This is a genomic window from Streptomyces kurssanovii (genome assembly GCF_040677245.1).
Classification (GTDB): domain Bacteria; phylum Actinomycetota; class Actinomycetes; order Streptomycetales; family Streptomycetaceae; genus Streptomyces; species Streptomyces kurssanovii.
In genome coordinates this window covers 19,689-32,668 of the sequence record NZ_JBFAQK010000076.1, presented here as the reverse complement: position 1 = coordinate 32,668, position 12,980 = coordinate 19,689, and the positions used below count along the sequence as shown (strand labels likewise).

The window sequence follows — 12,980 nt, the reverse complement described above, 5'->3', positions numbered from 1 at the left end:
GGGTCTGGTTGTGCGCCGCCAGGGACTCGAACCCCGGACCCGCTGATTAAGAGTCAGCTGCTCTAACCAACTGAGCTAGCGGCGCCTCTTTTGTCTGCCGCTCCGCGGCTGACTCATTAATAGTACCTGGTCCGAAGGGGTGCTCCGGACCAGGTACGAGGCGGGCGCCGCAGGCGGCCCTAGATCGCGAGCGAGAGCACCACCGGGGCCGCCCGGCGGTTCAGGGTGTCGGCGGCCGAGCGCAGCCGGTGCGCGTGCTCGACCGGGAGGGACAGGGCCAGGCAGCCCACGGAGGAGCCGGCCGTCAGCGGTACGGCGGCGCAGACGGTGCCCACCGCGTATTCCTGGAGATCCAGGACGGGGACCGTCGGCGGCTGGCTGTCCAGCTTGGAGAAGAGCAGCCGCTCGCTGGTGATCGTGCGCGAGGTCAGACGGGCGATCTTGTGCCGGGAGAGATGGTCGCGGCGGCCGTTCACGTCGAGCTGGGTCAGCAGGCACTTGCCGACCGCGCTGGCGTGGGCGGCGGAGCGGAAGTCCACCCACTCGTTCACCTTCGGCGTGCCCGGGCCGTCGGCGAACTGGGTGATCTTGACCTCACCGTCGATGTAACGGCTGATGTAGACGGCGGCGCCGACCGAGTCGCGCAGCTCGGTCAGGGTGTCCTGGAGCTTGGCCGCCAGCGCCTCCTTGCGAGTGGCGCCGGAGCCCAGCAGGACCAGCGATTCGCCGATCACGTAGGCGCCGTCGGCGACCTGCTCCACATACGCCTCGCGGCGGAGCATGGCCAGCAGCGGGGCGAGGTGGCCGGTCGGCAGGCCGGCCTCCCGTGCGATCTGGACGTCGGTGACTCCACCGCTGTGCTTGGAGATCGTCTCCAGGACGCGCAAGACGTATTGCACCGAGTGGAACGGCGCGGTCGGCTCGGGCTTCAGCGCCACGGTTTCCCCCTAGCAGGTTGTTACCGCAAGCTTCCCTACCACGATAGCGGCCAAGACCCGTTTGATGGGCGCCTGTTGGCGTAAATGATGAGGCGCCCCGCGTCACACGCTGGGGCGCATCATCATGGCATATGCCAGGGGCAGGCTTGACCGAAGGAGTGAGAGGTCAGAGCACCGCGCCGAGGAATTCGCGAGTACGTTCGTGCTCCGGATCCGAGAAGATTTTTTCCGGCGGACCGGACTCGATCACCTTCCCGGCGTCGAACATGAGCACGTCGTCCGAGATGTCACGGGCGAAATTCATCTCATGGGTCACACAGAGCATGGTGATGTCCGTGGTGCGCGCGATGTCACGCAGCAGGTCCAGCACCCCGGCGACCAGCTCGGGGTCGAGCGCCGAGGTCACCTCGTCGAGCAGCAGCACCTGCGGCCGCATGGCCAGCGCCCGGGCGATCGCCACCCGCTGCTGCTGGCCGCCGGAGAGCTGTGTCGGCTTCGCGTCGCAGCGGTCGGCCAGTCCCACCAGGTCGAGGAGCTCCTTGGCCCGCACCTCGGCCTCGTCCTTGGAGAGGCCCAGCACCCGTACCGGGGCCTCCGTCAGGTTCCGCAGCACGGTCATGTTGGGGAACAGGTTGAACTGCTGGAAGACCATGCCGATCTTCTTGCGCGCCTCGCGGCGCTCCTTCTCGGGGGCCGGGAAGAGCCGGTTGCCGTTCACCTGGATCGTGCCCTCGTCGGGCCGCTCCAAGGTCATCAGCAGTCGCAGGATCGTGGTCTTGCCGGAGCCGGACGGACCGATCAGCGTGACGTGCTTGCCCGGGCGGACCGAGAAGCAGAGATCGTCGAGGACCGTGTTGTCGCCGAATCTCTTGGTGACGTTGTCGAACCGGATCAGGGTGTCGGGCGTGGTGCCGGTGAGGTCAGCGGACAAGGCGGCGCTCCAGGGCTCGTACGAGAAGAGAAGCCGGATAGGCGATGAGGACGAAGGCGATGCCGATCAGGGTCAGCGGCTCGGTGTACTGGAACGTCGACGCGCTCTCCAGCCGAGACTGCTGGAGCAGCTCCAGCACGCCGATCGCGGCGAGCAGCGGAGTGTCCTTGAGCATCGCGATGACGTAGTTGCCGAGTGCGGGCGTGATCCGGCGCACGGCCTGCGGCAGGATGACGGCGATCCAGGTGCGGTGGGCGGGCAGGCTCAGTGCCGTCGCCGCCTCCCACTGCCCGGGCGGCACCGCTTCGATGCCCGCGCGGTAGACCTGCGCGGTGTACGTCGAGTAGTGCAGCCCGATCGCGATCGTTCCCGTGGTCAGGGCGGAGAACTGCACGCCCCACTCCGGCAGCACGAAGTAGAGGAAGAACAGCTGCACCAGCAGCGGGGTGGTGCGGATGAACTCGGTGACGAGGTTCACCGGCCACCGGATGAAACGGGTCGGCGCCCTGAACGCGATCGCCCAGACGAGGCCGAGGGTGAACGAGATCAACGAGCCGAGCACCAGCACCTGCAGCGTGATCAGCACGCCGTCCCAGAAGCGCGGCATGAAGTCCGCGATCGCGGACCAGTCCCAGGTCACTTCGAAGCACCCCCCGCCACCGCGGTACCGGCGAGCTTGTCCTCGGCCCGCTCACTGCCCGGGTCCCTGGCGAACAGGCCGCCGAGCAGACCGGGCGGCGACTCGATGCCGACGTTCCGTTTGGTCCTGCGCTCCAGCGCCTTCATGGAACGCGTCAGGGCGAAGGCGAGCACGAAGTAGATGACCAGGCTGATCGTGTAGATCTGCGCGCTCTCCTGGGTGGCCAGCCGCACCAGGTAGGCGGCGAAGGAGACGTCACCCACACCCAGCAGCGACACCAGGGCCGTGCCCTTGAGCAGCTCGATCAGCAGGTTGCAGAACGACGGCATCATCTCCGGCACCGCCTGCGGCAGCAGGATCAGCCGCAGCCGCTGCCACGGCGTGAAGCTCAGCGCGATGCCCGCCTCGCGCTGCGCGACGGCCACCGAGTTCAGCGCGCCCCGCACGATCTCGGCGCCGTAGGCGCCGTACGACAGGCCCAGTGCCAGCACCGCGGCCCACATGGGGACGAGCTGCCAGCCCATGAGCGGAGGCACCACGAAGAACAGCCAGAACATCAGCACCAGCGCGGAGGTGCCGCGGAAGATCTCGGTGTAGACGCCCGCCAGGAAGCGGACGGTCCGCGAGCGGTGGGTGCGTGCCGTGCCGACGGCGAAGGCGACGACGGCCGCCAGCACCGCGCTGTAGACCAGAAGTTGAACGGTGATCCAGATACCGGGCAGCACCCAGTTCTGCCAGAGTCCGGCTGTCATCGGCACAGCTCCTCGGCAGTGAGCGTGGTCATCTCGTTCTTCGTGAAGCCGAACGGCTTCAGGATGCGGAAGAGCTCGCCGCTCTTCTTCATCTTGTGGATCTCCACGTTGAAGGCGTCACGCAGTTCGGTGTCGGTCGGCCGGAACGCGAACCCGCCGCCGTCGATCTGCTTCTCGCCGTCGACCACGGCCGCGAACGGCTCGGTCGCCTCCGCCCTGGTGCTCTTCCTCACCACCTCGCGGGCGGTCAGCGCGGTGCCCGCGAAGACGTCCACGCGTCCGGACTCGACGGCGTTCAGCCCGGCCACCTGGTCCTGGAGGATGACGATGTCCTTCTCCGGAATGCCCGCGGCGACCGCGTAGGCGATCTCGGCGTAGCCCGTTCCGGTGGAGAATTTCGCCTTCGCCTTCACCACGTCCTCGTAGGTGCGCAGGTTCTTCGGGTTGCCCTTGCGCACGATGAACGAGTCGAGCATCTGGTACTCGGGGTCGGCGAAGATGACCTGCTCGCACCGCTCCTTGTTGATGTACATCCCGGCGGAGACCACATCGAACTGCTGGGAGTTCAGCCCGGGTATGAGGGAGGCGAAGTCGGTCGCGACCGGCTGGACGTTGTCTATCCCGAGCCGCTGGAAGATGACCCGGGCCAGCTCAGGGGCCTCGCCCGTGAACTCGCCCTGCTCATCGACATAGCCGTAGGGCACCTCGCCCGCGATGCCGAGGCGCACGGTGCCCTGGGACTTCAGCCGGGCCAGCGCGTCGCCGGACGGCACACGACTGCACCCCGCCGCACCGGCGACGGTCAGCGCGCCGGCGGCCGCCGTGCCGAGCAACAGGGCGCGTCTGCTCATCGATCCTGGTTGTCTTGTACGAGCCATGGGCGCGCGGCTACCCGGGCGCTCGCCGGGTATGCGTACGAAATGGCCGACCGATACCTGACCGTTGCCTTGAGCAAGCGAGGCGTGGAGTGCACCGCCCGTCTGCTCTTCGACAAAGCCCCGCTGACCTGCGCGGCAGTGTGGGAGGCACTGCCGCTCGCCGGAGATGTCTACCACGCGAAGTATGCGCGGAACGAGATCTATGCGCTGTTGCCGGCGTTCGCCGCGCAGGAGCCGCCGCTGGAGAACCCGACGGTCACCCCCATCCCGGGTGATCTGTGCTATTTCACCTTCACGGACGTCCAGTTGGGCACGGACTCCTACGGCTACGAGCCCGCCGCCGCGCACCGGGGGCGTGCGACGGTCGTGGACCTCGCGCTGTTCTACGAACGCAACAACCTGCTGCTGAACGGGGACACCGGGTGGGTGCCGGGCATCGTCTGGGGCGAGGTCGTGGAAGGGCTCGACGTGATGGCCGACGCGTGCCAGGACCTGTGGCGGACGGGCGCGGCGGGGGAGACGCTGTCCTTCCGGCGGGCGTAGGCGGTGTGCGGGCGGGGTCCGCTGCGCGGGGGAACGGCCCGGCGCGGGCGGCTACGCGGTCGGTACGCCCGACTCGTACAGGGTGTGCGCCGCGCGGAGCACCACCGCGTCCGCGTGGCGGGGACCGACGAGTTGGACGCCGATCGGCAGGCCCGCCCCGTCCGTGCCGCACGGCACCGACGCCGCGGGCTGCTGCGTCAGGTTGAAGGGGTACGTGAACGGGGTCCACCCCGTCCAGCGGTGGTGCGGTGAGCCCGCGGGGACCTCCGCGCCCGCCTCGAACGCCGTGATCGGCAGCGTCGGTGTGACCAGCAGGTCGTACGACGTGTGGAAGCGGCCCATCCGCCGGCCCAGCGCCATCCGCGTGTCGACCGCCGCCAGATAGTCGAGGGCGCTGTACTGCGCCCCGGCCGCGACGATCTCCCGGAGGCCGGGGTCGAGCAGCTCGCGCTGCTTCGTGCCGAGGTGCTGCACCAGCCGCGCCGCGCCGCTGAACCACAGGGTGTGGAAGGCCTCGAGGGGGTCGGTGAAGTCGGGGTCGGTCTCCTCGACGTACGCCCCGGCCTCCGCCAGCGCGCCCACGGCGCGCCGTACCGCCGCGGCGACGGCGGGCCGTACCGCGACCTGGCCGCCGAGCGACGGCGAGTACGCGATCCGCAGGCCTTTGACGCCATCGGCGAGGCCCGCGGCCACCGAGGACGACGGGCCCAGGTGGGACCAGTCGCGCCAGTCCTCGCCGGTGATCACGTCGAGCATCAGCGCCGCGTCCGCCGCGTCCCGTGTCAGCGGCCCGACGTGGGCCAGCGTCCCGAAGGGGCTCGACGGATACATCGGCACCCGCCCGTACGTCGGTTTGAGCCCGAAGACACCGCAGAAGGACGCCGGGATACGGACCGAGCCGCCGCCGTCCGTGCCGAGCGACAGCGCGCCCGCGCCCAGTGCGACGGCCGCCGCGCTCCCGCCGCTGGAGCCGCCCGCGGTGCGCGACGGGTCCAGCGGGTTGCGGGTCACTCCGTGCCGGGGCGAGTCGGTGACGCCCTTCCAGCCGAACTCGGGGGTCGTCGTCTTGCCGAGGAACACCGCGTTGTGGGCGCGCAGCCGGGCGACCGACGGCGCGTCCTCGTCCCACGGGCCCTCGCTGCCGATGGTCCACGAGCCGCGCAGTGTGGGGCCGCCGCGCTGCAGCAGGATGTCCTTCACCGTGACGGGCACCCCGTCCAGCAGCCCTTCCGGCTCGCCGTGGTGCCATCGCCGCGCCGACGCCTCCGCCTGGGCCATGGCCTCCTCCGCGTCGACCCGGACGAAGGCGTTGACCTGCGGTTCCGTCTCCTCGATCCGTTCCAGTGCCGCGCGGGTCGCCTCGACGGGGGAGAAGTCGCCCTTTCGGTAGCCGGCCAGCAGTCGACGTGCGGTGAGGTCAGTCAGGCGAGTCGTCATGCATGGGGACGTACCCACGTTTCTTGTCCACCACGTTCGGAAGGGGCTTTCCGGCGGACCACAGCTCGTACATGTCGACGAACTGTTCCCCGAGCCGGTCGCGCCAGCCGACCGTGTCTCCGCTCATGTGCGGCGAGACGATCAGGCCCGGCGTGTCCCACAGCGGGCTGTCGGGCAGGAGCGGCTCCTGCTCGAAGACGTCGAGGGCGGCTCCGGCGATCCACCGTTTGTCGAGCGCGGCGACCAGGTCGCTCTCGACCACGAGCGGCCCGCGTCCGACGTTCACGAACCGGGCGGAGGGCTGCATCAGGTCGAAGCGCCGGGCGTCGAACATGCCCCGGGTGTCGTCGGTGAGCGGCGCCGCGCACACCACCCAGTCCGCGCGGGCCAGCAGCGGATCGAGGTCGCGGACGCCATGGATGCCGTCGCGGGGCGTCCGGCCCACCACGGCGGTGCGGACCCCGAGCGCCCTCAGCGTGCGGGAGATCGCCCGGCCGATCGGTCCCGCGCCGACCACCGCGGCCCGCGTGCCGGCCACCGACAGGCCCTCGCGGTGGCGCCAGTGCCGCTGCCGCTGGAGGTCGAGGGTGCCGGGCAGGTCCTTGGCCATGGCCAGGACCAGGGCGGCCACGTATTCGGCGATGGGCGCCTCGAAGATCCCGCGGGCGTTGGTCACCACGGTGTCGGATTCGGCCAGTTCCGGGCAGAGCAGCCGGTCCACGCCGGCGCTCGGGGTGTGCACCCAGCGCGGCCGCGGGCCGTCGCCCGGCCAGGCCCTGCGGACCGCGTCGGAGGTGAAGTCCCATACCAACAAGGCGTCGGCGGAGGGGAGTTGGTCGGCGAGAGTGTCCTCGTCCGCGTAGGCCACACGGACCTTTCCGGTCAGCCTGCCGAGCCGCGGCAGGGGATCGGCGGCCAGTACGAGAAGTTTCGGTTCGGACATCGGGCGGAAACCGCTCCCTCACGTCTGACATGTACGGATTGACCACGCTCGCACCCGAACCTACCGTCGTCAACAAGACACCAAGGGGGCCTGCGATGGATGTCTCCTTTCTGGGTGGACCGCAGCCGCAGCACGGCGTCGGTGTGGTCGCCCCGTTCGACTTCGCGCTCGACCGTGAGCTGTGGCGCTGGGTCCCCGACGACGTCTCGCTGCGCCTGACGCGCACCCCCTTCGTGCCCGTCGGGGTCTCCCTCGACCTGGCCCGTCTGGTGAGTGAGCACGAGACGCTGCGTGAGGCCGTCCGGGCACTCGGCGCGTCCGAACCCGAGGTCATCGCGTACGCCTGCGCCTCGGGCAGTTTTGTGGGGGGCCTCGCCGGGGAACGCGCCATGTGCGAGGTGATGAACTCGGCGGGCGAGGTGCCCTCCCTCACCACCTCCGGGGCGCTGCTCCAAGCGCTGGAGGAGCTCGGCGCCTGCCGGATCGCCCTGGTCACGCCCTACACGGAGTCGGTCACCCGCTCACTGGAGGCATATCTGGGAGAAGCTGGAGTGACGGTGACGGGCTGCGCCTTTCTGGGCCTGACCCGCCACATCTGGAAGGTGCCGTACCGGGCGGTGGTCGACATGGCGAGAACGGCGGTGGTCGGTGCGGCCGACGCGCTGTTCATCAGCTGCACCAACCTGGCGACGTACGACACGATCCCGCAGTTGGAGGCCGAGCTGAGGATGCCGGTGCTGTCCGCCAACCAGGTGACGATGTGGGCCGCGCTGCGCGCCATCGGCTCCCGGGCCGTCGGCCCTTACCAGGCACTTCTCATGGAGCCGGAGGCACTCGCAGGCACGCTGCCGGACGCGCAGCCGGAGCCGCAGCCCGAAGAACAGGAAGGCTGGACATGACGACGGTCGGACTTCTCTACCCGGGACACTCCGCGGAGGACGACTACCCACGGCTCGAGGTCCTGCTGGACAGCGACATCAGGCTGCCCATCATCCACACCGACATCGGCGAGGACGCGCACCGCGTCGACGCGCTGCTGAAGATGGGCTCGCCGGAGCGGCTCGCCGCCGGTGTGGAGGCGCTGCGGCTGGAGGGGGCCGAGTCGGTGGTGTGGGCGTGCACCAGCGGAAGCTTCGTCCACGGGTGGGAGGGCGCCCACGAGCAGGTGCGGGAGCTCGCCAAGGTGGCGGGGATGCCCGCCTCCAGCACCTCGTTCGGCTTCGTGCACGCCGTGCGGCACCTGGGCACGCCGCGGGTCGCGATCGCCGCCACCTATCCGGCGGACGTCACGGAGTACTTCGCGGCCTTCCTCGAGAAGTCCGGCGCCGTGGTCGTCTCCGGCCGGGACGCCGGCGTCCTGACGGCGGAGGAGGTCGGCACCTGGGACCGCGAGCAGGTCCTCGAACTCGCCCGTTCGGCCGATCATCCGAACGCGGACGTGGTGCTGATGCCGGACACGGCCCTGCACACCGTCGCCCACCTGGCCGACCTGGAGGAAGCGCTGGGCAAGCCGGTGATCACCGCGAACCAGGTGACCGTGTGGGAGGGCCTGCGGCTGGCGGACCGGCGTGCCTGGGGCGACAAGCTGGGCAGGCTCTTCGCCCGCCCCGAGTGAGCCGCGCGCCCCACGGTGACGGCCGGCCGGCGTTTCCCTCGAGGGACGCCGGCCGGCCGTCGTACGGGGGCTGCCCGCCGGTCATGCGGACCGGGCGAGGGCTTCCGGGTGGACCGGATCGGTGAACGGCAGACCGCGCCCGTACCGCTCCAGCTCGTCCAGTGCCGCGTGCGTCATGCGGCCCAGCTCGTTGCCGAGGGAGCCGGCCACATGCGGGGTGAGCAGCACGTTGGGCAGGTCGTACAGCGGTGAGTCGGCCGGCAGGACCTCCGGGTCCGTCACGTCGAGGACGGCGTTCAGCCGGCCGGAGACCAGTTCGTCGATGAGTGCGGCGGTGTCCACGAGCGAGCCCCGCGCCGTGTTCACGACCGTGGCACCGTCGGGCAGCGCCGCGAGCCGGGCACGGTCGAACAGGTGGCGGGTCTCCGGCAGCTCGGGGGCGTGCAGGGTGACCACGTCGCTGCAGCGGGCGAGGGTGTCCAGATCCACCAGGCGGACGCCGAGGCGTTCCGCCTCGTCCGCCGGGAGGTACGGGTCGTGCAGCAGGATCCGCAGGTCGTACGGACGCAGCAGTTCGACGACCCGCCGCCCGATCCGGGACGCGCCGACGACCCCGACCGTGCGGCCGTAGTTGCCGCCGGAGCCGACGACGTCGATGGGACTCACCCAACGGCGCTGCTCCCGGTACACGCGCGCCGTGTGCAGCACCCGCTTCCCGGCGAAGAGGATCGCGGCGACCGTGTACTCGGCGACCGGCAGGGCGTTGGCCTGCGCCGCGGAGGCGACCGTGAGGCCCCGCTGCCAGCAGGCGTCGGTGATGTGGTGCTTCACGGACCCCGCCGCGTGCACGACCGTACGGAGCCGCGGCATCCGCTCGAGTGCCCCGGCGGTCAGCGGTGGGCAGCCCCAGCCGGTGAAGAGCGCCTCCGCCTCCGCGAGCCGGTCCGCGACCGCCGGGTCGGCGAAGTCGCCGACCACGCACGACGGATCCGTGTCCGCGACGGCGAGAAGCCGGGCGAGTGCCGCGTCGTCGAACAGGGCCCGGCGGACCGGCAGGTCCATCGCCAGGACGGTACGGGGACGGCGGTACGGGCGGTGCGCGGACCTCACTTGACGGCTCCCGCGGTCAGGCCGGAGCGCCAGTAGCGCTGGAGCGCGACGAAGGCGGCGGCGAGCGGCACGATGGACAGCAGCGATCCGGTGATGACGAACGCGTAGAACTGCGGTTCCTGCGCGAGGGTGGCGTTCCAGTTGAACAGGCCGAGGCCCACCGGATAGAGCGCGGAGTCGTTCAGCATGACGAGCGGCAGGAAGAAGTTGTTCCAGCTGCCGGTGAACGAGAAGAGGAAGATCGTCATGAACGCGGGCGACAGCATCGGCAGCGCCACGGAGCGGAACGTGCGCAGCTCTCCCGCCCCGTCGATCCGGGCGGCCTCCAGGGTCTCGCCGGGGACGTAGCTCTCCGCGAAGACCCGCGCGAGGTACACGCCGAACGGATTGACCAGGCCGGGGACGAGAACGGACCAGTAGGTGTTCACCAGGCCGATCTCGGAGGCCATCAGGTACATGGGCAGCGAGATCACCGTGTGCGGGACGAGGATGCCCAGCAGCACCAGGCCGTACAGCTTCTCCTTGCCCCGGAAGGCGTACTTGTCGAAGGCGTAGCCCGCGAGGAGCGAGATCAGCGTCGAGGCGAGAGCGCCGGCGACCGAGTACAGCATGCTGTTGGCGAGCCAGCGGCCGAAGATCCCGTCCTGGTACGCGAAGAGATCGGCGAGGTTGGAGAAGAGGTTGAACTCGGCGAGCCGGAATCCCGGCCGGCCGAACAGGTCGCCGTTGTTCTTGGTGGCGTTGACCAGCAGCCAGCTGAGCGGCATGAGGGTGTACAGGGCGACGAGGGCCAGCAGCGTGTTGACGACGGTGCGCGACGCCCATGTGCTCGTCGAGCCGACAGGGGAGGTGCTCGGGGCGGGCATGCTCACGCCTCCTTCCAGCGGTTGCCGAGCCGGGTGATGACGAACGAGAGCGCGGCGCCGAGCAGTGCCAGCATCAGTGACGCGGCGGCGGCCAGGCCGTAGTCGTGTTCGGTGAAGGCGGCCTGGTAGATGAACATCACCGGGCTCCAGTCCTGGGATATCGAGGACGCCCGGGTGCGCAGCACCTCCGGCTCGTTGAAGAGCTGGATCGCGCCGACGGCGGTGAACAGCATGGTGAGCACCACGGAGGACCGGATCATCGGAAGTTTCACGGACCAGCCGGTCCGCAGCTCGCCGGCGCCGTCCACGGTGGCCGCTTCGAGGGTCTCCCTCGGCACCGCCTGAAGGGCCGCGTAGAAGATCACCATGTTGTAGCCGATCCACTGCCAGGCGGCGGCGTTGACGAGCGAGAAGATCACCGCGTCCGGGCCCAGGAAGTCCCAGTCGGCTCCGAAGGAGGACAGCAGGTCGATGACCGGGCTGAGTCCGGGTGTGTAGAGGAAGCCCCAGATGATCGCCGCGATCAGGCCGGGCACGGCGTGCGGAAGGAAGTAGGCGAGCTGGAAGAACTTCTTCGCCCGGGCCATGGCCGAGTCGACCAGCAGGGCGAGGAGGAGGGCGCCGCCCACCATGACCGGGATGTAGATCACGCAGTACAGGGCGACGTGCAGGAAGCCGCGGCGGAAGCCGGGGTCGTCGAAGGCGCGCAGGTAGTTGTCGACGCCGACGAAGAGGGTCTGCGTACCGCCGAACCCCAGGCCCGACGTGGCCTGTTCACGGAAGAGGCTCATCCACACCGCGTAGCCGACGGGGGCGACGAGGGTGGCGAGGAAGAGGATGAAGAAGGGGGCGATGAACAGCACCGGTGTGCTGCGCCGCCCGATGCCGGGCCGGGGTGTCATCGGCGGAAACTCCTTGGGACGATCGGCTCGTCGGGCCGGGCTGGAGAGCCCGGCCCGACGCGGGGCTTACTTCGCGAGCTTCAGACCCCGGTCCGTGATCGCCTTCTCCGCCGCCGCCTGTCCGGCCTGGAACGCGGCCCAGAACTCGCCGCTCTTCTGCGCCTTGCCGAACTCGGCCTGCATGGTCATGGTCGTGGAGTTGTGCACGGGGCTCCAGCTCCAGCCCGCGGCGATGGCGGGCACCTGCTCGCCCGCGACGGCGTAGATGTCCTGGCCGCCGAAGAACGAGGCGTCGAACGTCGACTTGGCGGTGGCGCGCAGCTTCTCCGCGGCGGGCAGGGCACTGGACGTGCCGGCGGCGAGACGGGCCTTGACCGCCTCCTCGTCGGTGGTCGCCCACTTGATGAACTGCGCCGCCGCGGCGGCCTTCTCGCTGTCCTTGGTGATGGCGAAGGCGGAACCGCCGACCGCGCCCGTCGCCGGCTCGCCCCAGTGGGGGAGCGGGGCCTCGGCCCACTTGCCCTGCTGCTTCGGGTACGTCGTCTTGATCCCGCCGGCGCTCCAGGAGGCACCGATCAGGGCGATCGCCCTGCTGTCGGTCACGGCCTTGGTGGCCTCGGGGCTCCACGCCTTGTGGTTGAGGACGAGGTCTTCCTTGACCAGGTCCTTCCAGTAGTCGGCGACCTTCTTGGTGGCGGGGTCGGTGATGGACACCTTCCAGGCGTCGCCGCTGGAGCCGTACCACTTGGCGCCGGCCTGCTGGGCGAGACCGGCCCAGGTGGCGGTGTCGTCGCCCCAGAAGTCGAGGAGGCGGGCCTCGCCCTTGGAGGCGGTCTTCACCTTCTCGGCCGCCGCCTTGAACTCGTCCCAGGTCTTCGGGACCTCGATGCCGTACTGCTTGAACAGGTCGGTCCGGTAGTAGAGGGTCTGGGGGCCCACGTCGTAGGGGGAGGCCCAGGTCTTGCCGCCGAGTTCGACCAGGTCGCGGACGGCCTCGGGGGCGTAGCTCTCGACGGAGTCGCCGAGCTCGGCGGACGAGTCGCGGAGCAGGCCCTGCGTGACGAGGTCCGGGACGGCCTGGTACTCGACGTTGACGACGTCGGGCGCGTTGCCGGCCTTCACCGCCTTGGAGATCTTGTCGTAGCCGCCGTTCAGGCCCGCCGGGATCTCCGCGAAGGTGACCTTGATGTTCGGGTGGCTCTTGTTGAACGCGGCGGCCATGTCCTTGGTGCCGGGCATCCAGGACCAGTAGGTGATCTCGACGGGCTTGCCGGCGGTGCCGTTGCCGGCGTCCGCCTGGTCGCCGCCGCCGTTGCCCCCGCACGCCGTGGCGAGGACCGCGAGGGACACGACGGCTGCCGCGAGGGCTATGGAGGACGTACGGGAAGTGGTGTGCATGAGCGCTGCTCCTACGGGAGGCCTGGG

General features: G+C 70.0%; 14 protein-coding genes and 1 tRNA gene. 3 read left to right on the top strand and 12 right to left on the bottom strand.

Annotation, left to right across the window (positions count from 1 at the left end):
- Window positions 1–11: 11 nt before the first annotated feature.
- The 6 genes from AB0K36_RS31880 to ehuB form a co-directional block, all read right to left on the bottom strand.
- Window positions 12–85 (bottom strand) — tRNA-Lys (locus AB0K36_RS31880).
- Window positions 86–179: 94 nt separating this feature from the next.
- Window positions 180–938, bottom strand: coding sequence for an IclR family transcriptional regulator (locus AB0K36_RS31875; RefSeq protein WP_364600861.1), 759 nt, complete (start codon window positions 936–938; stop codon window positions 180–182).
- Window positions 939–1,104: 166 nt separating this feature from the next.
- Entirely contained in the window at window positions 1,105–1,869 is a 765-nt protein-coding gene (ehuA, locus tag AB0K36_RS31870; protein ID WP_189467563.1) for an ectoine/hydroxyectoine ABC transporter ATP-binding protein EhuA, read from the bottom strand.
- Entirely contained in the window at window positions 1,859–2,509 is a 651-nt protein-coding gene (ehuD, locus tag AB0K36_RS31865; protein WP_159691732.1) for an ectoine/hydroxyectoine ABC transporter permease subunit EhuD, read from the bottom strand. The genes ehuA and ehuD overlap by 11 nt, the downstream gene beginning before the upstream one ends.
- Window positions 2,506–3,261, bottom strand: coding sequence for an ectoine/hydroxyectoine ABC transporter permease subunit EhuC (ehuC, locus tag AB0K36_RS31860; protein ID WP_364600859.1), 756 nt, complete (start codon window positions 3,259–3,261; stop codon window positions 2,506–2,508). The genes ehuD and ehuC overlap by 4 nt, the downstream gene beginning before the upstream one ends.
- A complete protein-coding gene (ehuB, locus tag AB0K36_RS31855; protein WP_364600857.1) occupies window positions 3,258–4,112 on the bottom strand; it encodes an ectoine/hydroxyectoine ABC transporter substrate-binding protein EhuB in 855 nt (284 codons plus the stop codon). Before ehuB ends, ehuC begins: the two co-directional genes overlap by 4 nt.
- A 69-nt stretch (window positions 4,113–4,181) precedes the next feature.
- On the opposite strand from ehuB, the gene AB0K36_RS31850 reads away from it, so the two are divergent.
- Complete coding sequence (locus AB0K36_RS31850; RefSeq protein WP_364600855.1) at window positions 4,182–4,682, top strand: DUF3830 family protein; 501 nt, start codon at window positions 4,182–4,184, stop codon at window positions 4,680–4,682.
- Window positions 4,683–4,733: 51 nt separating this feature from the next.
- On the opposite strand, the gene AB0K36_RS31845 is transcribed toward AB0K36_RS31850, so the two are convergent.
- Together AB0K36_RS31845 and AB0K36_RS31840 are read right to left on the bottom strand one after the other, a co-directional pair.
- Window positions 4,734–6,119, bottom strand: coding sequence for an amidase (locus AB0K36_RS31845; RefSeq protein WP_364600853.1), 1,386 nt, complete (start codon window positions 6,117–6,119; stop codon window positions 4,734–4,736).
- Complete coding sequence (locus tag AB0K36_RS31840; protein WP_364600851.1) at window positions 6,100–7,062, bottom strand: D-2-hydroxyacid dehydrogenase; 963 nt, start codon at window positions 7,060–7,062, stop codon at window positions 6,100–6,102. The genes AB0K36_RS31845 and AB0K36_RS31840 overlap by 20 nt, the downstream gene beginning before the upstream one ends.
- A gap of 95 nt (window positions 7,063–7,157) precedes the next feature.
- On the opposite strand from AB0K36_RS31840, the gene AB0K36_RS31835 reads away from it, so the two are divergent.
- Window positions 7,158–7,961: a maleate cis-trans isomerase family protein gene (locus AB0K36_RS31835; protein ID WP_229834881.1), complete on the top strand. Its 804-nt coding sequence runs from the start codon at window positions 7,158–7,160 to the stop codon at window positions 7,959–7,961.
- A complete protein-coding gene (locus AB0K36_RS31830; protein WP_364600849.1) occupies window positions 7,958–8,677 on the top strand; it encodes a maleate cis-trans isomerase family protein in 720 nt (239 codons plus the stop codon). The genes AB0K36_RS31835 and AB0K36_RS31830 overlap by 4 nt, the downstream gene beginning before the upstream one ends.
- Before the next feature lie 81 nt (window positions 8,678–8,758).
- Here the strand turns inward: AB0K36_RS31830 and AB0K36_RS31825 are convergent, their stop codons facing one another.
- From AB0K36_RS31825 to AB0K36_RS31810, 4 genes are all read right to left on the bottom strand, one after another.
- Window positions 8,759–9,739, bottom strand: a complete 981-nt coding sequence (locus AB0K36_RS31825) for a hydroxyacid dehydrogenase (protein WP_364600847.1) — start codon at window positions 9,737–9,739, stop codon at window positions 8,759–8,761.
- A 44-nt stretch (window positions 9,740–9,783) separates the two neighbouring features.
- Window positions 9,784–10,653 carry a carbohydrate ABC transporter permease gene (locus tag AB0K36_RS31820; protein ID WP_364600845.1) on the bottom strand — a complete coding sequence of 290 codons (870 nt, stop codon included), beginning with the start codon at window positions 10,651–10,653 and terminating at the stop codon, window positions 9,784–9,786.
- Between the two features lie 2 nt (window positions 10,654–10,655).
- Window positions 10,656–11,555: a carbohydrate ABC transporter permease gene (locus AB0K36_RS31815; protein WP_364600843.1), complete on the bottom strand. Its 900-nt coding sequence runs from the start codon at window positions 11,553–11,555 to the stop codon at window positions 10,656–10,658.
- Between the two features lie 66 nt (window positions 11,556–11,621).
- Entirely contained in the window at window positions 11,622–12,953 is a 1,332-nt protein-coding gene (locus tag AB0K36_RS31810; protein WP_364600841.1) for an ABC transporter substrate-binding protein, read from the bottom strand.
- Between the last annotated feature and the right edge of the window lie 27 nt (window positions 12,954–12,980).

Bases quoted from the DNA above. Each gene is read 5' to 3' on its own strand.
- ehuC (WP_364600859.1), bottom strand. From the start codon at position 3,261: ATGACAGCCGGACTCTGGCAGAACTGGGTGCTGCCCGGTATCTGGATC.
- ehuB (WP_364600857.1), bottom strand. From the start codon at position 4,112: ATGAGCAGACGCGCCCTGTTGCTCGGCACGGCGGCCGCCGGCGCGCTG.
- AB0K36_RS31850 (WP_364600855.1), top strand. From the start codon at position 4,182: ATGGCCGACCGATACCTGACCGTTGCCTTGAGCAAGCGAGGCGTGGAG.
- AB0K36_RS31845 (WP_364600853.1), bottom strand. From the start codon at position 6,119: ATGACGACTCGCCTGACTGACCTCACCGCACGTCGACTGCTGGCCGGC.
- AB0K36_RS31840 (WP_364600851.1), bottom strand. From the start codon at position 7,062: ATGTCCGAACCGAAACTTCTCGTACTGGCCGCCGATCCCCTGCCGCGG.
- AB0K36_RS31835 (WP_229834881.1), top strand. From the start codon at position 7,158: ATGGATGTCTCCTTTCTGGGTGGACCGCAGCCGCAGCACGGCGTCGGT.
- AB0K36_RS31830 (WP_364600849.1), top strand. From the start codon at position 7,958: ATGACGACGGTCGGACTTCTCTACCCGGGACACTCCGCGGAGGACGAC.
- AB0K36_RS31825 (WP_364600847.1), bottom strand. From the start codon at position 9,739: ATGGACCTGCCGGTCCGCCGGGCCCTGTTCGACGACGCGGCACTCGCC.
- AB0K36_RS31820 (WP_364600845.1), bottom strand. From the start codon at position 10,653: ATGCCCGCCCCGAGCACCTCCCCTGTCGGCTCGACGAGCACATGGGCG.
- AB0K36_RS31815 (WP_364600843.1), bottom strand. From the start codon at position 11,555: ATGACACCCCGGCCCGGCATCGGGCGGCGCAGCACACCGGTGCTGTTC.
- AB0K36_RS31810 (WP_364600841.1), bottom strand. From the start codon at position 12,953: ATGCACACCACTTCCCGTACGTCCTCCATAGCCCTCGCGGCAGCCGTC.